General features: G+C 66.3%; 17 protein-coding genes. 8 read left to right on the top strand and 9 right to left on the bottom strand.

What is annotated here, in order from left to right:
• Nucleotides 1-28: 28 nt before the first annotated feature.
• Complete coding sequence (locus L8F97_RS06320) at nucleotides 29-394, top strand: PRC-barrel domain-containing protein (RefSeq protein ID WP_242147647.1); 366 nt, start codon at nucleotides 29-31, stop codon at nucleotides 392-394.
• Between the two features lie 83 nt (nucleotides 395-477).
• Here the strand turns inward: L8F97_RS06320 and L8F97_RS06315 are convergent, their stop codons facing one another.
• Nucleotides 478-1365 carry a tyrosine recombinase XerC gene (locus tag L8F97_RS06315; protein WP_242147645.1) on the bottom strand — a complete coding sequence of 296 codons (888 nt, stop codon included), beginning with the start codon at nucleotides 1363-1365 and terminating at the stop codon, nucleotides 478-480.
• Nucleotides 1366-1454: 89 nt separating this feature from the next.
• Here L8F97_RS06315 and L8F97_RS06310 point away from each other — a divergent pair, with 89 nt between their 5' ends.
• The 3 genes from L8F97_RS06310 to L8F97_RS06300 all read left to right on the top strand — a co-directional run bounded on the left by L8F97_RS06310 (nucleotide 1455) and on the right by L8F97_RS06300 (nucleotide 6897).
• Complete coding sequence (locus L8F97_RS06310; protein ID WP_242147643.1) at nucleotides 1455-3623, top strand: primosomal protein N'; 2169 nt, start codon at nucleotides 1455-1457, stop codon at nucleotides 3621-3623.
• Between the two features lie 52 nt (nucleotides 3624-3675).
• A complete protein-coding gene (locus tag L8F97_RS06305) occupies nucleotides 3676-5253 on the top strand; it encodes a hypothetical protein (protein ID WP_242147641.1) in 1578 nt (525 codons plus the stop codon).
• An 84-nt stretch (nucleotides 5254-5337) separates the two neighbouring features.
• Complete coding sequence (locus L8F97_RS06300; protein WP_409929011.1) at nucleotides 5338-6897, top strand: S1C family serine protease; 1560 nt, start codon at nucleotides 5338-5340, stop codon at nucleotides 6895-6897.
• Nucleotides 6898-6909: 12 nt separating this feature from the next.
• Here the strand turns inward: L8F97_RS06300 and L8F97_RS06295 are convergent, their stop codons facing one another.
• On the bottom strand, nucleotides 6910-7140 hold the full coding sequence (locus tag L8F97_RS06295; protein ID WP_242147639.1) for a hypothetical protein: 231 nt from the start codon (nucleotides 7138-7140) through the stop codon (nucleotides 6910-6912).
• A gap of 99 nt (nucleotides 7141-7239) precedes the next feature.
• Complete coding sequence (locus tag L8F97_RS06290) at nucleotides 7240-8814, bottom strand: amidase (RefSeq protein ID WP_242147637.1); 1575 nt, start codon at nucleotides 8812-8814, stop codon at nucleotides 7240-7242.
• Nucleotides 8815-8990: 176 nt separating this feature from the next.
• Here L8F97_RS06290 and L8F97_RS06285 point away from each other — a divergent pair, with 176 nt between their 5' ends.
• Complete coding sequence (locus L8F97_RS06285; RefSeq protein WP_242147636.1) at nucleotides 8991-9704, top strand: ferritin-like domain-containing protein; 714 nt, start codon at nucleotides 8991-8993, stop codon at nucleotides 9702-9704.
• Between the two features lie 28 nt (nucleotides 9705-9732).
• Here the strand turns inward: L8F97_RS06285 and L8F97_RS06280 are convergent, their stop codons facing one another.
• The 4 genes from L8F97_RS06280 to L8F97_RS06265 all read right to left on the bottom strand — a co-directional run bounded on the left by L8F97_RS06280 (nucleotide 9733) and on the right by L8F97_RS06265 (nucleotide 14623).
• Nucleotides 9733-11055 carry a glycosyltransferase gene (locus L8F97_RS06280; protein WP_242147634.1) on the bottom strand — a complete coding sequence of 441 codons (1323 nt, stop codon included), beginning with the start codon at nucleotides 11053-11055 and terminating at the stop codon, nucleotides 9733-9735.
• 520 nt (nucleotides 11056-11575) lie between these two features.
• Nucleotides 11576-12598, bottom strand: a complete 1023-nt coding sequence (locus L8F97_RS06275; RefSeq protein WP_242147632.1) for a hypothetical protein — start codon at nucleotides 12596-12598, stop codon at nucleotides 11576-11578.
• A 125-nt stretch (nucleotides 12599-12723) separates the two neighbouring features.
• A complete protein-coding gene (locus tag L8F97_RS06270; protein WP_242147630.1) occupies nucleotides 12724-13422 on the bottom strand; it encodes a hypothetical protein in 699 nt (232 codons plus the stop codon).
• A gap of 1 nt (nucleotide 13423) precedes the next feature.
• On the bottom strand, nucleotides 13424-14623 hold the full coding sequence (locus L8F97_RS06265) for a toxic anion resistance protein (RefSeq protein WP_242147628.1): 1200 nt from the start codon (nucleotides 14621-14623) through the stop codon (nucleotides 13424-13426).
• A gap of 178 nt (nucleotides 14624-14801) precedes the next feature.
• Here L8F97_RS06265 and L8F97_RS06260 point away from each other — a divergent pair, with 178 nt between their 5' ends.
• The 3 genes from L8F97_RS06260 (at nucleotide 14802) to L8F97_RS06250 (ending at nucleotide 17317) form a co-directional block, all read left to right on the top strand.
• Nucleotides 14802-15908 (top strand): sensor histidine kinase, encoded by a 1107-nt coding sequence (locus L8F97_RS06260; protein WP_242147626.1) that lies wholly within the window; start codon nucleotides 14802-14804, stop codon nucleotides 15906-15908.
• Nucleotides 15905-16705 (top strand): LytR/AlgR family response regulator transcription factor, encoded by an 801-nt coding sequence (locus tag L8F97_RS06255; protein WP_242147625.1) that lies wholly within the window; start codon nucleotides 15905-15907, stop codon nucleotides 16703-16705. The genes L8F97_RS06260 and L8F97_RS06255 overlap by 4 nt, the downstream gene beginning before the upstream one ends.
• Before the next feature lie 147 nt (nucleotides 16706-16852).
• Nucleotides 16853-17317, top strand: a complete 465-nt coding sequence (locus L8F97_RS06250; RefSeq protein WP_242147623.1) for a hypothetical protein — start codon at nucleotides 16853-16855, stop codon at nucleotides 17315-17317.
• 12 nt (nucleotides 17318-17329) lie between these two features.
• On the opposite strand, the gene L8F97_RS06245 is transcribed toward L8F97_RS06250, so the two are convergent.
• Together L8F97_RS06245 and L8F97_RS06240 are read right to left on the bottom strand one after the other, a co-directional pair.
• Complete coding sequence (locus L8F97_RS06245) at nucleotides 17330-17602, bottom strand: DUF3297 family protein (RefSeq protein ID WP_242147621.1); 273 nt, start codon at nucleotides 17600-17602, stop codon at nucleotides 17330-17332.
• Nucleotides 17603-17698: 96 nt separating this feature from the next.
• Nucleotides 17699-18076, bottom strand: coding sequence for a hypothetical protein (locus tag L8F97_RS06240; protein ID WP_242147619.1), 378 nt, complete (start codon nucleotides 18074-18076; stop codon nucleotides 17699-17701).
• Nucleotides 18077-18212: the final 136 nt, after the last annotated feature.

Below are 18212 nucleotides of genomic sequence, written 5' to 3'. Positions count from 1 at the left end.
CGACTCCGACACGTAAAAGGGCTCCCGCATGACCGATCAACCCGCCACGCAATTGCTGATCTCCTCCAACCGCTCGGACGCGATGAAGGTGCGCAGCCGCGATGGTGAACGCGTTGGCACCGTTCACGCCTTCATGGTCGACAAGCGCAGCGGCCATGCGCTGTACGCGGTGCTGACGATCGGGGGTTTCCTCGGCATGGGCAAGGCGTTCTACCCGCTGCCGTTCAGCCTGCTCGACTTCGATCCGGTGTCTGACAGCTATGTCGTCACGATCGACCGGCGCGTGTTGGAAGGTGGCCCGAGCTGGGCCAACAACGCGCCCGATTTCGATCAGGCCTATGCCGATCGCGTCGCGAGCTATTATGCCGTCCCGAGCGAGAACCTCGCGGTGTAAATCTTGCTGCCGCCTGGCAAACTAGCGGGTGGCAACATTACCCCCCGACTGATGTCACTCGATGCCGAAGATACCGGTGAGCATCAGGCGCGAGGGTGTGCGCTGCGGTAGACGTCGAGCAGGTGCGCCGCATCGACAGCCGTATAGATTTGCGTGGAGCCGAGGCTGGCGTGCCCCAGCAGTTCCTGCAATGCGCGCAGATCCGCGCCGCGCCCGAGCAGGTGCGTCGCAAAGCTGTGGCGCAGGGCGTGCGGGGTGGTGCGCTCCGCCAGCCCGAGCTGCGCGCGCGCCGTCTGCACCGCGCGGCGGATAAGCCCGGGCGCGAGCGAACCGCCCTTGGCACCGCGAAACAGCGGCGCATCGCGCGCTAACGCATAGGGGCAAAGCGAGACGTACGTCTCGACTGCCGCGTGGACCTGCGGCAGCAGCGGTACCATCCGCGTCTTGCCGCGCTTGCCCGTCACCACCAATGTCTCGCCAAGCGGTAGCGCCGCCCCCGTCAGCCCGACGGCCTCGCCGATCCGCAGGCCGGCACCGTAGAGCAGCAGCAGGACCGCAAGATCACGCGCGCCGATCCAAGGCTCGTCGCGCGCCTCCGCCACCGTGTCGGCGAGTGCGATCGCCTCGTCCGGAGAGATCGGACGCGGCACGCCCTTCTTCACGCGCGGGCCGGAGAGTCGCGGCGCCGCGACACCCACAAAGGCCAGAAAAGCGCGTACTGCGGAAAGTTCGCGCGCGGCCGAGGCGTTGCCAAGCCCCGTGCCGGTCTCCGCGCCGCGCCGCGCGGCGAGAAACGCGCGTAGATCGGTCGCAGTGATCTGCCCGAGCGCCTCTCGCGTCACCGCAGCACCCCAATGGCCTTGCAGGAACGCCATCAGCCGCTCCGCCGTCGCCTGATAGGCGCGCACGGTATGCGCCGACCGCCGCCGGTCGCGGGCCAGATGCTCGGCAAAGGCGATGGGCAGGATCATCCCCGCTGCCTTACCGCAAACCGCCGCAACCGCGAAGTGGGACGCGACAGTCGCGTTTTGCCGCGCCGGTCCCTAGATACGTGGCCACCATGTCCCGTGCCCGTGTCCTCGTCATGAATTCCGCGCTTGGCCCGCTCGACTACCGCGTGCCGCACGGCATGAGCGTCGAGCCGGGGTCGGTCGTGGTTGCGCCGCTTGGCCCGCGCCAGTTGCTCGGCGTGGTGTGGGAGGCCGACCGGATGCCCTCCGATGCGGAGGTCGGCGACAATCGTTTGCGCAATCTGATGGGCGTGCTGCCGGTGCCGCCGCTCGCCGCGCCGCTCAGGCGGCTGATCGAGTGGACCGCGAACTATTATCTTGCGCCGCCCGCCGCGGTCGCGCGGATGGCGCTCGCCTCCACCTCGGCGCTGGAGGGGGCGAAGCTGGTCACCGAATACCGCGCCACCGGTGATGTGCCGGACCGGCTCACCCCGCAGCGTGCCCAGGCGCTGGAGCGGATCGGCGCGCATCAGGGGCTGATCCGCGAACTCGCCACCATCGCCGACGTATCCGACGCGGTGATCCGGGGCTTGGTAAAGACCGGCGCGATCGAGCCGGTGTCGGTGGATATCGACCAGCCGTTCGCGATGCCCGACCCTGCACACGGCGCGCCCGCGCTGTCGGCGGACCAGCGCGAGGCGTCGGCGCGGTTGGTCGCGGATGTCGTGGCGGAGCGGTTCCAGCCGACCCTGCTCGACGGTGTGACCGGTTCGGGCAAGACCGAGGTGTATTTCGAGGCGGTGGCGGCGGCGATCGCGGCGGGGCGGCAGACGCTGGTGCTGCTCCCCGAAATCGCGCTGACCGAGCCGTTCCTCACGCGCTTCGCCGCCCGCTTCGGCTGTGCGCCGGTGGCGTGGCATTCGGGCTTGCGGTCTTCCCAGCGGCGGCGGGCATGGCGGCAGATCGCCGACGGTCAGGCGATGGTAACGGTCGGCGCGCGCTCGGCGTTGTTCCTGCCCTATGCCAATCTCGGGCTGATCGTGGTCGACGAGGCGCACGAGACTAGCTTCAAGCAGGAAGACGGCGTGCATTATCACGCCCGCGACGTGGCGGTGATGCGTGGCAAATTTGAGGGCTGCCCGGTGATCCTCGCCTCCGCCACGCCCGCGATCGAGACGCGCCAGCAGGTCGCCGCCGGCCGCTATGCCGAGGTCAAGCTGCCCGGCCGCTGGGGTGCGGCGGAGATGCCCGCGATCGAACCGATCGACCTGATCGCCGAACCGCCCGAGCGGGGCAAATGGCTGGCACCGCGTCTGGTCAAGGCGCTCGACGAGACGTTGGCGCGCGGCGAGCAGGCGCTGATGTTCCTCAACCGGCGTGGCTATGCGCCGCTGACCTTATGCCGGACCTGCGGGCATCGTTTCCAATGCCCGAACTGCACGTCGTGGATGGTCGAGCACCGGCTGGTGCGGCGGCTCGCCTGCCATCACTGCGGCCATGCCGAGCCGGTGCCGCGCGTCTGCCCGGAATGTTCGACCGAGGATGCTTTGGTACCGGTCGGCCCCGGCGTGGAGCGCATCGCCGACGAGGTGCGCGCGCTGTTCCCGGAGGCGAAGGTGGCGGTGGTCACCTCCGACACGATTTGGTCCCCCGCCAAGGCCGCCGAGTTCGTCGGCCGGATGGAGGCGGGCGATATCGACATCATCGTCGGCACGCAGTTGGTGACGAAGGGCTACCACTTTCCCAACCTGACTTTGGTTGGCGTGATCGACGCCGATCTCGGGCTGGAGGGCGGCGACCTGCGCGCGAGCGAGCGGACCTTTCAGCAGATCATGCAGGTGTCCGGCCGCGCCGGGCGCGGCGCCAAGCCCGGCCACGTCTACCTCCAGACCCACAGCCCGAACGCGAGCGTGATGCGCGCGCTCATCACCGGTGATGCCGAGGCGTTTTATGCCGCCGAGACCGAAAGTCGGCGCGAGGCGGGGGCGCCGCCGTTCGGGCGCTTCGCCGCGATCGTGGTATCGAGCGAGGATCAGGGCGCGGCGCAGGACACCGCCAAGGCGATCGGCCGCGCCGCGCCCAAGATCGAGGCGATGGAAGTGTACGGCCCTGCGCCCGCGCCATTGGCGATGCTGCGCGGGCGACACCGCTTCCGCCTGCTCGTGCACGCGCGGCGCGCGCTCGACGTGCAGGATGTGATCCGCAGTTGGCTGGATGGGGTGGTCTGGTCCGCCAAGGTGCGGGTGGTGGTGGACGTTGATCCGTATAGCTTTCTGTAAGGCGCGCTCTTACGCTTGAAGCGCACGGGGGTGCATTGGGGGGGGGGCTGCGATGATTCGACGGTTGATGGCGCTGTGTCTGGCATGTGTACCGGCCGCCGCGCACGCCGACTGGTACGAGGCGGATTCGAAGCATTTCGCGGTGTTCTCGAACGACGACCCCAAGCATCTGCAATCCTATGCCGAACAGCTCGAGCGTTTCGACAAGGCGATGCGGGTGTTTCGGGGCGTCGATGATCCGCCGGTGCCACCGGTCGCGCGCGTCACGGTGTACGTCGTAAAGGATATCGCGGAGATCGAGAGCCTGGCCGGGCCGAACGTCGCGGGCTTCTATCGCCCGTCGGTAAGCGGTCCGGTCGCCTTCGTGCCGCGCAGCGCAACGTCGAAAACGCACATCACCGGCTCCCGCCTGTTTACCGGCACCAGCGGCGGCGCTTACGATCTGGATGGCGATTCCGTGCTGCGCCACGAATATACGCACCATTTCATGTTCGACACTTATCCGACGATGGCATTGCCGTACTGGTTCGTGGAGGGCTTTGCCGAATTCCATGGCACGGCGACGTTCGGCGCGGACGGATCGGTGACGTTCGGCGCGCCGCCCGCGTACCGCGTACGCTCGCTGATTGACCGGAATGCCTTGTCGGTGCGGGATATGCTCACGTCCGACTCGCGCAAGATCTACATGGACGAGGTGAGCGAAATCTACGGGCGCGGGTGGTTGCTGATCCACTACCTGACGTTCGAGCCGAGCCGTCGCGGCCAACTCGGGGCGTTCCTGCAAGCGCTCAATCAGGGCAAGACGCCGATCGAGGCTGCCAAGGTGTTCGGCGACCTCGACCAGCTTCAGCGCGAACTGGCCAGGCAGATCAGCGCGGCCAAGGTGGACGTGCGTACCATTCCGGCGAGCGCGATCACCATCGATGCGGTCAACGTTCGCAAGCTGGGTGCGGGCGAGGCGGCGAGCATGCCGGCACGAATCCGCAGCAAGGCTGGCGTGGACAAATCGAGCGCGCCCGGCGTGCTGGCGCTGGCGCGCAAGGCCGCGACGCTAGTGCCGGACGACGCCGCGGCGCAGCTCGAGCTTGCCGAAGCCGCGATCGACGCGAAGGATAACGCGACCGCGCTCGCCGCCGCCGATCGCGCCATCGCGATCGCCCCCGCCACCGAAAAGGCGTTCGTGTTCAAGGGCCGTGCAGAGCAGGAACTCGCAAAGGCGGCCAAGCGGAGCGACGTCGCGACATGGAGCGCGGTGCGCCGCAGCTTCGCGCAGGCCAACCGCCTCCAGACCGAGGATCCCGAACCGCTGATGCTCTATTACCGAAGCTTTGCGGCGGCTGGTCAGGCGCCCACGGCAAACGCCAAGGCTGGGCTGTACCATGCGCTTGACCTGCTGGCGGACGATCCGCGCCTGCGGTTCGACGTGGTGTTCCAGCGGATCGCGGATGGTGAGTATCCGGCGGCCAAGGCAGCGCTCGCGCCGATCGCCTACGCGCCCAGCCACGGCGCCAGGTTCACCACCTTTGCCGCCGACCTTTCGACCGCGCTCGACAGCGGCGACAAGACGCGGATCGACACGGCGTTGGCCGCGCTCAAGGAGCAGCGCGACCGCCACGAGTCGGACAGCTAATCGCGCGAAACGCGCCGGGCGATCGGGGCAGGTGGCCGCTTTTGGGCTGTCCTGCCGCGTCGCTTCCTGCCAGAAAATACCGCGATGACCGTTTCAACCTTCCTCGTCGCCGCGCGTACCGTCCGTATCGATCGGCTGATCGTGATGCTGGCAGTCGCGCTCCTCGCCGCGCTTGCCCCCGCCCGCGCTGACGATATCTCCGCCTCGGCACGCGGCGTGGTGCGGGTCGTCACCATCGCGATGGTGGATGGCGAGGTGGTCGGCTTCGGTCACGGCAGTGGCTTCGCGATCGCGCCCAACCGCATCGTCACCAACGCGCATGTCGTCGAGGTGGCGCACCGCTACCCCGGCAACGTCGTGGTCGGCGTGGTCCCATCGGAGGGGACCAAGAGCTACGAGGGCAAGGTGATCGCGTTTGATGCGGCGCGCGACCTTGCCATCATCGAGTTCACCGGCGCGCGGCTGCCGCCGGTCGCGCTCTACAGCGGCCCGGTCGAGGAGGGTAGCGGCGTCACCGCGCTCGGCTACCCCGGCAACGTCGATCTCGCCACCGCGCAATCCTCCACCGACTATATTCACCCGCTTACGCCGGTACGGACCGAGGGCACCTACTCCGGGCGGCGGTCGATGTCGGGTACGCAGGTGCTGCTTCACACCGCCGCGATCGCACGTGGTAATTCGGGCGGGCCGTTGCTCGACCCGTGCGGACGGGTGCTTGGCGTGAATTCCGCGATCACGCAGAACCAGGATGGCGACAGCAGTTTCGGATTTGCCATCGCCGACAGCGAACTGACCGCGTTCCTCGCCGCCGCAAAGCAGCCGTATGCGGCGGTCGGCCTGCCGTGCACCAGTTTGGCCGACACGCTCAAGCGCGACAGCGATGCCGATGCGCAGGCGATCGCGCAGGCCGATGCCGCGAAGCGTGATGCCGCCGCCCGCGCCGCACTCGCGCATGAGGCGGCGCTCGCCAAGGCGCGCGCCGATGTCGAGAACAACCGTGAGAATGTGATGGCGCTCGCCGCCGTGCTGCTCGTCGCCGGTGCGCTTGCGGTCGGTGCGGGCGGGCTGCTCGAAGTACGGTCGCAGCGGCGCTGGGCGATTGGCGCGGGCGCGTTCGGCGTGCTGCTGATGGTCGCGTCCGCCGTCGTGTTCTTCAATCGTCCGACCGGCGACCCCGTGCTGCCCCCCGACACCACGCCGCTCGCCACGCCGACCCCGCTCGCGCAGGCGGCGAGCGGCAAATTGCTTTGCTCGGTCGTGGCCGAGCGTAGCCGCATCGTCTCGTCCTCGACCGATCCCGTCAAGCTCGACTGGGGGCGGGACGGGTGCATGAACGGCCGTACGCAATATGCGGAGAACGGTGCGCGGTGGGAGCGTGTTCTCGTGCCTTCGGAAGAGCAGACCGTGTCGCTGCTGCAGTTCGACCCAGCGACCGGCAGCTATACCGCGCTGCGCTATTTCCTCGGCGCGGACCAGATGGACGCGGTGCGGAAGATCCGCGCGCAGGTGCCGCTCAAGGCGTGTTCGGCCGATCCCGCTGCGCGCGCCAGCCTGGCTACCCAGCAGGCGGCGGTGCGGGCGGCGCTACCGTCCAGCCCCAATGAGAAGATCGTTTACCACTGTACCGCCGATACGACGCCGTAACGCTGCTCGGCCTTACTGTGCATACAGTTGGTGCGCCGCGTCATCGGCGATCAGGCTGAGATAAGTCTCGGTCGGCGCGATGTCGTGCAGGTGCGTCATCAACGCGGCGTGCGTGAACCTGTGGGTCCGCTTCACCGCGCGGTCCACGATCTGGCAGAACAACGCACCGGACGGCCCATGCGACGACGCCCGCGACGGTGTTCTGCATCCCGCCTCGGCAGCGGCAATGCTGCGCGGGGTCATTCCGACGGCAATATGCAGACGGCGAGAATCGCCTGCGCGGGTGTCGCGTAGGCGAGTGCCGAGCGTTCGCCCCGCTGGCCGATCCGTCAAGCCGGTCGTTTACCGCGTTCCGTCGATCGCGGGAGCGAGGTTGGCGCTGGACAAGTAGCGCGGCGCAACTCTTGCGTGTGAAGCCTGTTCGTAGACATAGCCTGCGTTCAGCACCGCCTGATCGCCCCACGCCGTCGCGATGAACGACAGTCCGACTGGCAGCCCCTTCACGAGGCCCATCGGCACGGTAAGGTGCGGGTAGCCCGCCACCGCCGGCAACTGGCTCGCGCTCGGCCCTTCGCTGCCGTCGCCGGACACGGTGTCGCTCAGCCACGCGACACCGTAGGTCGGGGCGACCAGCAGCGTGGCGTTCGCCTGCGCCAGCATCGCATCGATCCCCTCCTTGCCCGCAAGCCGCCGCGATTTCGCCAGTGCGCCGAGGTACTCAGGGTCGCTCAGGCCATGCGTCCGTTCGGCGGCAAGGAAGAACTCTTGCCCGAAGAACGGCATTTCCGCGGCCTGATTGGCATCGTCGAACGCGATCACATCGCCGAGCGTGCGCGTCTTTACCGCCGCCGGCGTGGTGGCGAGATAGCTGGCGAGATCGGCCTTCAACTCGGTGTGCAGCACCGCGCTTTCCGCCTCGCCCAGTCCGTCGAGCTTGGGCGCGTCGACATCGATCAGCACCGCGCCTCGCGCCTTCAGCACGGCAAGCGCGGCGGCATAGACCGGCTTCATCGCCTCGGGCATGTCGGGATGCAGCACCGCGATCCGCACGCCCATCAGCGATGCGGCAGCAAGTTGTGCGGCAAAATCGTGGACATGCGCGTCCGCTGCGCGCGTGGCGGTGTCGGCAGGGTCGCGACCGACCATTCCGCCGAGCAGGATCGCCGCGTCGCGCACGCTGCGCGCCATCGGGCCGGGCGTGTCCTGACTGTGGCTGATCGGCACGACATGCGTGCGGCTGACGAGGCCGAGCGTCGGCTTCAGTCCGACCAGCCCATTCATCGCCGAGGGGCATACGACCGAGCCATCAGTTTCGGTGCCGACGCCCGCACCGGCGAAGCTCGCCGCCACCGCCGCGCCCGTCCCGCTCGACGACCCGCATGCGGTCCGGTCGAGCGCATAGGGGTTGCGCACCAGCCCGCCGACACCGCTCCATCCGCTCATTGAATGGTCGGAGCGGATGTTCGCCCATTCCGACAGGTTGGTCTTGCCGAGGATCACCGCGCCGGCCGCGCGCAGCCGCGCCACCAGCGGTGCATCGCGGTGGGTGACGTTGTCCTTCAGCGCGAGGCTGCCGGCGGTCGTTGCGATCGGGTCACGCGTTTCGATATTGTCCTTCACCAGCACCGGTATGCCATCAAGCGGGCCGATCGCCTTGCCCGCCTTGCGTCGCGCGTCGCTTGCCCGCGCCGCCGCCAGCGCATCGGGGTTGAGCGCGATGATCGCGCGCAGCGTCGGCCCGGTGCGATCCATCGCTGCGATCCGCGCGAGGTAAGCGCGGGTGATCCCCTCGCTCGTCGCTCCGCCGTTCGCCAGCATCGCGTCGAGCCGCTCGACCGGGACTTCCTCGACCGCCACGGTTTGCGCCGTCGCCGGCGCGGCGCCGGCCAGTGCCGCCAGCAGAAGGATGTTCCGCATAGTTCCCCCGTACTCCTGTTCGTGTGCGATGATGCGCAAGGCCGCACGCGCCCGCAAGTGCCCGCGCAATATCATTAGGCAATCCCGCGCGCGGTGCTACCATGAGGAAAGCCCGAAACAGGGCAGACCGGAGAGGCGGGCCGCATGCGGCCCAAATGGGGGTTAATAACCGGACGATGTTCGACGCCTTCAGACGCCGGTATCTCGATGTGCTCGGCTCCATCTACATCTACAACGAACATCGCGGGTATACGAGCATCGACCGTGTGCTGGAGGCGGTGCTGGCGCACTGCCCGGATGACGCTGGCTTTATCGCGGCGATCCGCAAGCACCGCGCTGACGAGCGCAAGCATTACGTGATGTTCCGCCGCTGGTTCGAATTGCGCGGACACATGCCGCTCTCGGTCGATCGGGCGTGCGGGCATATCGATCGTTTCGTCGAAATCGCGTTCGGCTCGACCATCGACGATCTCGACACTCAGGCGGTGATCGCCAGCGAAGCGCTGTTCGAGCGGTTGTGCCGTGTCATCATGCTGACCGAGATGCGCGGCATGAAGCAGGTCGACACGTTGCTGAAATCAGCGCTGGTGCGGTCCGATCCGGTGCTGGTGAAGATCTTCCGCATCGTCGAGCGCGACGAGCCAAGCCACTGGCAACCCTATCGCGACTGGCTGGTCCGCACCGGCCGCCCGCAGGCGAAACGGCGCGAGCGGTTGATCGACTTCTGGATTCATCGCGAGCTGCTATTCCTGAAACTGCCGCTGCTGTTCCTCAACCCCTGGCTGCCGCGTGCCACCGGATGGGCGGATGCGAAGGAGGGGGAGGCAAGCCGCCCAGTGATTGCCGCTCCCCCGGCTGGTGGCGATATGCTTCTGGAGCGCGTGCGCTAACAGATCGTCGCGCGCCGCCCGGGGAGGCTCAGGCTATCACGCTCGGCAATACCGGTGCGGCATTGCTCTGCACGGGCCCGAGCGCGTGCGCGATCGCGGCCGCCGCAGCGTCGGCGCCGTGTTCACGTGAGACCTGCCGGCCGATGCGTTCGGCCGTGGCAACGTAACTGGTGTCGTCGAGCAATCGCCCGATCAACCCGGCTGCGCGCGTCGCGGTAAAGCGGTGCGCCTTCATCGACAGACCGACACCAAGTTGCTCGATCCGCTGGCCGTGATCATATTGGTCGCCCATGTGCGGCACGACCAACTGCGGTTTTCCCGCGCGCAGCGCCTGCCCGGTCGTCCCGACACCGCCGTGATGCACCACCGCCGCCGCCGCCGGAAACAGCAGTGAGTGGGGCGCATAGGCGCAGCGGAACACGTCGTCCTCGTCACACGGTGCATCGCGCCCGCCGGTCAGCAGCACCGCGCGCCGGCCGATCGCGCGCGCAGCAGTGGCAGCCGCCGCGTAGAAGTTGCCGGGGCAGTGTACTGCGAAACTGCCCAAGGTGAACACGATAGGCGCATCGCCCCGCGCAAGAAAGGCGGACAGCGCGGGGTCGAGTATCTCCTCCGCACCGCTCTGACTGTCGAAGATGGGAAAGCCGACTAGTCGCGTGTTTCCGGCGACGTCGTGCGGCAGCGGCATGAAGTGGCGCGAGTAAATGCCCAGCGTCAGCATCGATCGGTCGCTCGCCTCCAGCAGCCGGCGTGCGCTCTTGCGGGGCAGATGGTGGCGTGCACGAGCGCGGGCGAGCGCCGGGCCGCATTTGATCTGCACCGCCCGCCGCATCGTTGCGTACACGATGCGGTTCCACGCGCGCCCGATCGCGCCGTTGGGCGCGTGGCGCATCATCCAGAAATCGGGCGTGCGCGGCGGATCGTAGGCGGACAGCATCGCCATCGGCTGCAACACAACCGAGACCAGCGGGACGCCGGTCTTCTCGGCGACGATCGGCGCTGCGAACACGAAGATCGACGCGACGATCGCCTCTGCGTCATGTGCCACCGCCTCGAGCTTTTCGATGCATTCCGGCAGGGCGGGGAGCAGCACCTGTTCGAGCATCTCGATCTGGTTGCTCATGATGCGCTTGACAGCGGCGTTCTCGCTCAACCCCATGCGGCGCTGCACCGTGTCGAAGCCTGGCAGCACCGCCACGGCCTGGATCCCCGCCGCGCGGCATTTATCGAGCTGGTCCTCCGCGACCGCCAGCACCGGCGTGAAGCCGTGGCGATCCAGCGCCTGGGCGATGGCGATAAAGGGATGAAGATCACCAAGCGTACCAATGGTGGAGAGGACGATCTTGCGCATGCCCTCGCCCCCCTGTGAAATCGCGCAGGCGGCGTCAATCACAGGATCATCGCGGCCGGGAAAATGCGACCGGTGGCAGGGAAACAGCCGATTTCTGTGCTGCGGCTCTTGCTAGATGAAGCAGAGATTGCGCGGCGATGACGACCCCCTCGCCGTCGGATATGAAAAGAGGCTGCCGGGGCCTTTCGGCACCCGGCAACCTCCTGACATGGTCAGCGGCCGGAAGCTCCAGCTTGGGAGACCATGCGGACCGCGAAGCTTTGATGGGCGGCGACGTTGTCTGGGGGAGGATACCCCCCGTCACGCCCGGCAAGCTTTAGCGGTGCGTCCCCCGAACGAACTGAACCGACCCCATTGCTGAACCATGAGACATCGGATCACCTCCTTTCGCTTAGTTAACACGGCGTACCCAGGCCTGGGCACGCCACATGTTTGCGCAACATTTTCGCGCGAAACAAGCCTTGTATTGTGCCGGAGATTGGACGATTCTCTTCGCCCCGAGCGGGAAGGCTCGCCGGTCTCAATCGACCGCGCCGAACTCCTCGTCCGCCATGTTACGGGCCTGGCCTCTGGCCACGCCGCTGGCGATCAACGTTGCGTAATAGCGCTGCCATTTCGAACGCGTTTCAGCATCCACGCCCGGCGTCTGCATCGCGCCCGTTGGGGCGAATGCGACCGGCCTTGCCACGGCGCGCAGCGTCGTCGCGGCAGGCGGCGCGACGATCGCCGGGCGCATCGCCATCGCCGGCGGCGCGACCGTAGTGGCCAGCACCACCGGCGCGGCGGCAAGCCGGTAGCTCGGCAGCGGCGCGCCGGCGGGCGCAAAGCGGAACGCCACCGTCAGCGTTTCATCGCCGACCTGCACGCTCAGCCGGACCTGATCGTTCGGCGCATGTTTGAAACGCGACAGGAAGATGCGGCCGCCATACGACTGACCGGGGAACACCGTCGTCAGCTGCAACATCTGTTCGCCGAGTTGCCGGCGCGTCTCGTCGAGCCGGTATTGGATCTGGTCGAGCGTGGAGCCGGTCTGCGCTATCGTCTCGCTCGCGGCGATCTGACAACCGCCGCAGGCGGTGCTGGCGTTTACCGCGGCGAAGCTGCGCGGCGTGGCGGCGACGGCAGTATAGTGATTGCGTTGGGTTGCCTGCGCCGCTGCCGCCAGCCCGCCGCCGACGATCATCAGCGCCTTCGCCCAGCCGGCGCGGTTCGCCGCCATGTGTTCCATCTGCGCGCGGGTGAGCACGCTGACCGGTTCGGCGATGCCATCGACGCGGATGTTGCCGACATCGATGTTGATCGCTTCCGCGCCAGTGTTCATCACCGCCACCACGAACGAGAGGTGGCCGTGGTCGCTCGGCATCGCCCGAATCTGCACTGCCGCACGGCGGCCGGGATGATCGACGATGTAATCACCGCGATCGAACCGCACGCTTTCCACGCCGGCCTGAACCGGCTGCAGCACGTCCGCAGGTGCGGCCTGTGCGGCGATCGGCATGGCAAGGGCGACGATCGCGACCGCGCCGCGCAAGTTCCTGTACATCCTATACTCCCCCAAGCAGTAGACGCCGGCTTAGGGAGATACGTTAAACAGCGAATTGAGCAGAATGGTTACCGAATACCGACCGCACGGTGACCAAGCCGTTACGACGCAGTATTTTGCAAATCTTACGTCGCTTTATCGTCGCGATATTTGATCTCCAGAAAGCGACCGCGCGTGGCGAAACTGTCGAGATCGCCCTGCGCCAGTTGCGCGCTCATCTCGCGGATCTCGTCGTCGATCAGCTTCAGGTTGTCGGTCAGTTGCGCATCGGGCGATCGGCCGTTGCGCGCTTGGGCACGCAGCGGCTCCGGCACGCGCGCATAGCCACGGATCAACTCGGGCAACTGTTCGCCGAGCAGCTTGCGCACCTCGGCAGCGGCGGGCTGTTGTTCGTCGAGCGTCGCCAACTGCGGGCTGAGCATGTCGAGCCGCGTGCCGATCCCGTCGAGCAGCATCTGCGCGGGCGCGGGCAAGGCGGGGCGCTGTGTTTCCAGCCATTGTTCGGTCTTGGCGGGCAGCGCCTTCAGCGGCACCTGCGCAAGCCGTTCGGGTGCGACCGGCGTCGACAGCCGTGCGAACGCGAGGATCAGCGTCACCGCCACCAGCAACGCGCCGGCGAGCAGCGCACCGCCCATCCCGATCGGCACGATCCAGCCGACCACAATCGTCGCTACGATAATGGCGAGATCGGCGCCGGCGATCAGTCCGGCGCGTTTGGCGAGGCTGGTGCCGCCGCGCGCCCGACGCCGCTGCGCCAGCGTCCGCTCGCGCGTGCGGTCGAGCAGGTCGGTGGTGCGCGCGATCTGGCGGTCGACGTCGGTCATGTCACACCGCCTCCAGCTTGAACGTGTCGGCCGGCCCGGACAGCGTGTTCTGCGTCGCCCCTTCGGCCCGCGCGATATAGCCCTTCGATTTCTCGACTTCGTTCGACAGCGTGGTGACGGTCGACTTCATCGAATCGAGCGCCTTCAGCTTGAACGTGTCGATCGCGTCCATTGTGTCGTAGATGTTCTGGAACGCGCGTTGCAGCGTCTCGACCGGGATGGTCGATGCGGCAGCCTGTTCGTGGATGCGCGCGGTCTGGCTCTTGAGCAGCTTGCCCGTCGAATCGATGATGTTGGCGGTGGTGGTGTTGAGCGCGGTGATCTGGTCGAGCACCAGTTTCTGGTTGGCCAGCGCCTGCGCAACGGTGACGGCGGTGCGGAGCGCCGAGACGGTGGTGGTGGAGGCGCGATCAACGCCTTTCACCAGCTCGACATTGTTCTTCTTGACGAGATCAAGCGCGAGATAACCCTGCACCGTCACCGCCATTTGGGTCAGAAGGTCTTGGGTGCGCTGGCGGACATAGAACAATGCCGTCTCGCGGATCGCCTTCGCCTTGGCGGGGTCGCTGTGATCGAGCTCGTTCGCCTTGTCCTCGAGGCTCGAATCCATTTCCTTGGACAGTACGATCATCTGTTCGAGCCGGCCCATCGCCGCCCACAGATTGGAACGTTCCGTATCGATCGCGGCATTGTCCATCAGCAGCTCGTCCTTGCCGCTGGCCAGCGCCTTGAGGATCGCGTTGATGTGCGTCTGCGAAGACCGGTATTTATCGAAATAGCTGGTGACGCCACCGCCAAAGATCTTGCCGAGCAATCCGCCCTTGCCCGAGATCAGGCTGCTGTTGGCGGCGGGATCGAGCTTTTCGATCGTGCGGCGCAGCGCGGTGAGATCTGCGCCGACGCCGCTTTCACCATCCATCGCCTTGACCGGGCGGTCGAGGAAGCGGTTGGACTGACCCGCCGCCTCGCGGATTTCCTTCTGCCCCATCGCCGCGATCTGATCGACGCGCTTGCCGAACTCCGGCGAGTTGACATCCTGCGCGACGAGATCGCTCACGAACCCCGCCACCCGCGTCTGCAACTGCGTGCGGACCGTGTCGTCGACCGGCACCAGCCCCGCCGCCTTCTCCGGCGCGAGGACGGGCACCGGGTCGGGCGGGGTCAGCACCAGGCTCTGCTCGGTGGTCTGCGTATCGGCCATGCTCTCATCCTTTGCGGGATCGCCCGCGGTCTGACTGTGGTATGTAGATAACACGCTGGGTTTTGCAATCACTGGCTGCGTGCACTCTAGCCGGCTTCGCGGTCGGGTTGAAGCGCCAGCGGGTGCGCGATGGGCATGACTTTGCTCTCGCGGTACGACCGGGCTAGGGTGTGGCACTATGGCGCTGTTTTCCCTTCCCGCGATTTTCTCGCGGCCGTTCTTCGAGGATAAGGCACGCGCCTTCTGGCGGCTGCAATCCGCCGGGTGGTCGGGCTATCTGATCCTGCGCAGTGTCTCCAGCCTGTCCAACGGGCAGGATATTTCGGGCGTGGTGCCGGTGATCGTCGAGTCGATCGTCGGCTATTGCATCACATTGCTGCTCGCCACGCTGTACCATTATTATCGCAGGCGGCGCCGGCTCACCTCAGCGATCCTGTCGATCATCACGCTGGCGGTCGCGACGGTGCTGTACTCGGTGCTCGACGCGTTCTCGTTCTCGTTCATCAAGCTGGCCGATCCGGGGCTAAACCTCAGCCTGGTGCTCGGCACGATCTTCCTCAACTTTACCGTGCTGGCGGGCTGGTCCGCGCTGTATTTTGGGATCAACTTCTACCTGATCGTCGAGCAGCAGATGGACCAGATGGCCGCGCTGGAAAACACCGCCAGTTCCGCGCAACTGGCAATGCTGCGTTATCAGCTCAACCCGCATTTTCTGTTCAACACGCTTAATTCGATCTCGACGTTGGTGCTGCTCAAGCAGACCGAGCGGGCCAACGCGATGCTCAGCCGGCTGTCGTCGTTCCTGCGCTACACGCTCGCCAACGAGCCGACCGCGCACGTCACGATTCAGCAGGAGGTCGAGACGCTCAAGCTGTACCTCGAAATCGAGAAGATGCGCTTCGAGGATCGGTTGCGGCCGAGCTTCGATGTCGATCCGCGAGTCTCGCAGGCGCGGCTGCCGTCGTTGCTGCTTCAGCCGTTGGTCGAAAACGCGATCAAATATGCGGTGACGCCCAAGGAGGACGGGGCCGAAATCAACGTCGTCGCGCGGTTGAGCGGGGATCGGGTGCAGATCGGCGTATCGGACACCGGGCCGGGCTTGCATGAAATGAAAGCGCGGGCAAGCGCTTCAACTGGCGTGGGGCTCGCCAATATAAAGGAGCGGCTGGCGCAGGCTTACGGGCCTGACCACCGCTTCGAGACGCGTTCGATCCCGGGGGGCGGATACGGGATCGAGATTGAAATACCGTTCCAGTTAGAGGAACCGAAGAGAGAGGCCGCATGACGATCCGTACCATTTTGGTCGACGACGAAACCCTTGCTATTCAAGGGCTTGAGTTGAGACTGCAAGCGCATGACGATGTCGAAATCATCGAGAAGTGCGCCAACGGCCGTGAGGCGATTCGCGCAATCAAGACGCACAAGCCCGATCTCGTCTTCCTCGATATCCAGATGCCCGGCTTCGACGGCTTCTCGGTGGTGCAGGGGCTGATGGAGGTCGAGCCGCCGCTGTTCGTGTTCGTGACCGCCTATTCCGACCACGCGCTGAAGGCATTCGAGGCGCAGGCGACCGATTACCTGATGAAGCCGGTCGACGAATCACGCCTCGCCGATACGCTCGACCGCGTCCGCCAGCGCCTTGCCGAGAAGCGCGGCGTCGAGGAGGTCGACCGGTTGCGCGAGGTGCTTGCCGAAGTCGCGCCCGATTCGGTCGAGGATATCACCGACGGCGGCGATCAGGTGTCCGCCAACCGGTTCGAGAAGCTCATCAACATCAAGGATCGCGGCCAGATCTTCCGCGTCGATGTCGACACGATCGAGCGGATCGACGCGGCCGGCGATTACATGTGCATCTACACCGGCGACAACACGCTGATCCTGCGCGAGACGATGAAGGATCTGGAAAAGCGGCTCGATCCGCGCCGGTTCCAGCGCGTCCACCGTTCGACCATCGTCAACCTCGATCTGGTGAAAGAGGTGAAGCCGCACACCAACGGCGAGTGCTTCCTGGTGCTGGGATCAGGCGCGCAGGTGAAGGTGAGCCGCAGCTACCGCGACGTGGTCGCGCGGTTCGTGCACTGAGGCACGACTCCACACCCAGCGTTCGTCGCGAGTGACGTCGAGGGACCACTCGACGTGCCGGTGTCTCGACACGAACGCTGGAAGCATTGCCGGAGACCTAGGATCAAACCGACCGCTGCAGTCCTGATCGCACCCGCGCTCCTTTTGGTGTCACCCGCCGCGCAGGCGCCTGCCGCGCCGGTTCGGTCACAGGTGGTGGGTCTCTGCACCGTCGACGAGCGTCCGATCTTCTCGTGCAGCACTGGTCGTCAGACCGTGTCGGTATGCGCAGGTGCGGGTGGCGTACAGTATCGCGCCGGTAGGCCGGGTGCGGTAGCGCTCGCCTCGCCGGCGAACTCGGCAGACCTGTCCTATGCTAACACTGCCTATTCAGGCGGCGGCGAAAGTCAGGTGCGGTTCGTGCGCGGCGACTATGCCTACACCGTCTGGAGCGGTGTGTACCGGACCGGCTTCAAAACCACCAACAATCCCGAATTCCGGTCGGGTGTGATCGTCAGCAAAAACGGAAAGCCGTTCTCGACGCGCACATGCGTGGCACCAAGCGACGCGGTTCTAGACCTCGGCCTGGCCGAGCAGACCTTGCCGGCGGGCAGCTTCGTCGATCACGACTGAGGGTAGGTGGGCTTACGCCTCGTCGGCAGGTACCGCTTCATCGTCAGCCGGGCGCTCGAACCACGCCTCGACCTCGCCCGACAGCTTCAGCGTCAGCGGCTGGCCCTTGCGATCGACCTTCTTGCCGAGCGCGACGCGGATCCACCCTTCCGAGCGGCAATATTCCTCGACGTCGGTGCGCTGCTTGCCGTTGAAGCGGATGCCGATCCCGCGTGACAGCTTGGCCTCGTCGAAGAACGGGCTGCGCGGGTTGGACGAAAGGCGATCGGGGGGCGTGTCGGTCATGATGGCGGGCCTCTTGGCGCAAAACGGTGCCGAACGCCAGATACGAAAACGGCGCGGGGAGTACCCGCGCCGTCTCGTCGTCCAGATCGCGTCGGATCAGTTGCAGACGCGAACCGGGATGTTCTCGCCGTAATACGGGTCCCAGCGATACGACGTCCAGCAACGCGGGCCACGGTAATAGCCGTCGTAGTAGGCGACCGGCGGTCCCGCGTAATAGCCGCGATATCCACGGTCGTAATAGCCGTCGCGGTAATAGCCGCGATTGTTGCTCGCGATCGCCGCGCCGACGCCAAGCCCGATCACACCGCCGAGAAGCGCCGCGCCGGCTGCGTTGCCGCCACGATAGCCGTGGTAGCCGCCATGATAGCCACCGCGATACCCGCCACGCCACTGCGCCTCGGCAGGAACGGCCGCAGTCAATGCGGTCGCGGCGAGGGCAACACCTAGACCGGCCTTCTTCAACAACGAGTTCATGTTCGTTCTCCTTGCATCCCAAAGCCCTTCCGCCTGCGGCAACTATAACGCCTCGGTGGACCAGCTTGTTGCAACCACCTGAACGAGTCGCGCTGAACGGGCCCGGAATGCGATGTTAAGCCGGCGTTTATTTACC

This window comes from Sphingomonas sp. BAUL-RG-20F-R05-02, from assembly GCF_022662305.1.
Taxonomy (GTDB): domain Bacteria; phylum Pseudomonadota; class Alphaproteobacteria; order Sphingomonadales; family Sphingomonadaceae; genus Sphingomonas.
This window is presented reverse-complemented; position numbering and strand designations above follow the sequence as displayed.

Bases quoted from the DNA above. Each gene is read 5' to 3' on its own strand.
- L8F97_RS06295 (WP_242147639.1), bottom strand. From the start codon at position 7,140: ATGACCCCGCGCAGCATTGCCGCTGCCGAGGCGGGATGCAGAACACCG.
- L8F97_RS06310 (WP_242147643.1), top strand. From the start codon at position 1,455: ATGTCCCGTGCCCGTGTCCTCGTCATGAATTCCGCGCTTGGCCCGCTC.
- L8F97_RS06320 (WP_242147647.1), top strand. From the start codon at position 29: ATGACCGATCAACCCGCCACGCAATTGCTGATCTCCTCCAACCGCTCG.
- L8F97_RS06315 (WP_242147645.1), bottom strand. From the start codon at position 1,365: ATGATCCTGCCCATCGCCTTTGCCGAGCATCTGGCCCGCGACCGGCGG.
- L8F97_RS06265 (WP_242147628.1), bottom strand. From the start codon at position 14,623: ATGGCCGATACGCAGACCACCGAGCAGAGCCTGGTGCTGACCCCGCCC.
- L8F97_RS06280 (WP_242147634.1), bottom strand. From the start codon at position 11,055: ATGCGCAAGATCGTCCTCTCCACCATTGGTACGCTTGGTGATCTTCAT.
- L8F97_RS06240 (WP_242147619.1), bottom strand. From the start codon at position 18,076: ATGAACTCGTTGTTGAAGAAGGCCGGTCTAGGTGTTGCCCTCGCCGCG.
- L8F97_RS06275 (WP_242147632.1), bottom strand. From the start codon at position 12,598: ATGTACAGGAACTTGCGCGGCGCGGTCGCGATCGTCGCCCTTGCCATG.
- L8F97_RS06245 (WP_242147621.1), bottom strand. From the start codon at position 17,602: ATGACCGACACGCCCCCCGATCGCCTTTCGTCCAACCCGCGCAGCCCG.
- L8F97_RS06255 (WP_242147625.1), top strand. From the start codon at position 15,905: ATGACGATCCGTACCATTTTGGTCGACGACGAAACCCTTGCTATTCAA.
- L8F97_RS06285 (WP_242147636.1), top strand. From the start codon at position 8,991: ATGTTCGACGCCTTCAGACGCCGGTATCTCGATGTGCTCGGCTCCATC.
- L8F97_RS06260 (WP_242147626.1), top strand. From the start codon at position 14,802: ATGGCGCTGTTTTCCCTTCCCGCGATTTTCTCGCGGCCGTTCTTCGAG.
- L8F97_RS06270 (WP_242147630.1), bottom strand. From the start codon at position 13,422: ATGACCGACGTCGACCGCCAGATCGCGCGCACCACCGACCTGCTCGAC.
- L8F97_RS06305 (WP_242147641.1), top strand. From the start codon at position 3,676: ATGATTCGACGGTTGATGGCGCTGTGTCTGGCATGTGTACCGGCCGCC.
- L8F97_RS06300 (WP_409929011.1), top strand. From the start codon at position 5,338: ATGACCGTTTCAACCTTCCTCGTCGCCGCGCGTACCGTCCGTATCGAT.
- L8F97_RS06290 (WP_242147637.1), bottom strand. From the start codon at position 8,814: ATGCGGAACATCCTTCTGCTGGCGGCACTGGCCGGCGCCGCGCCGGCG.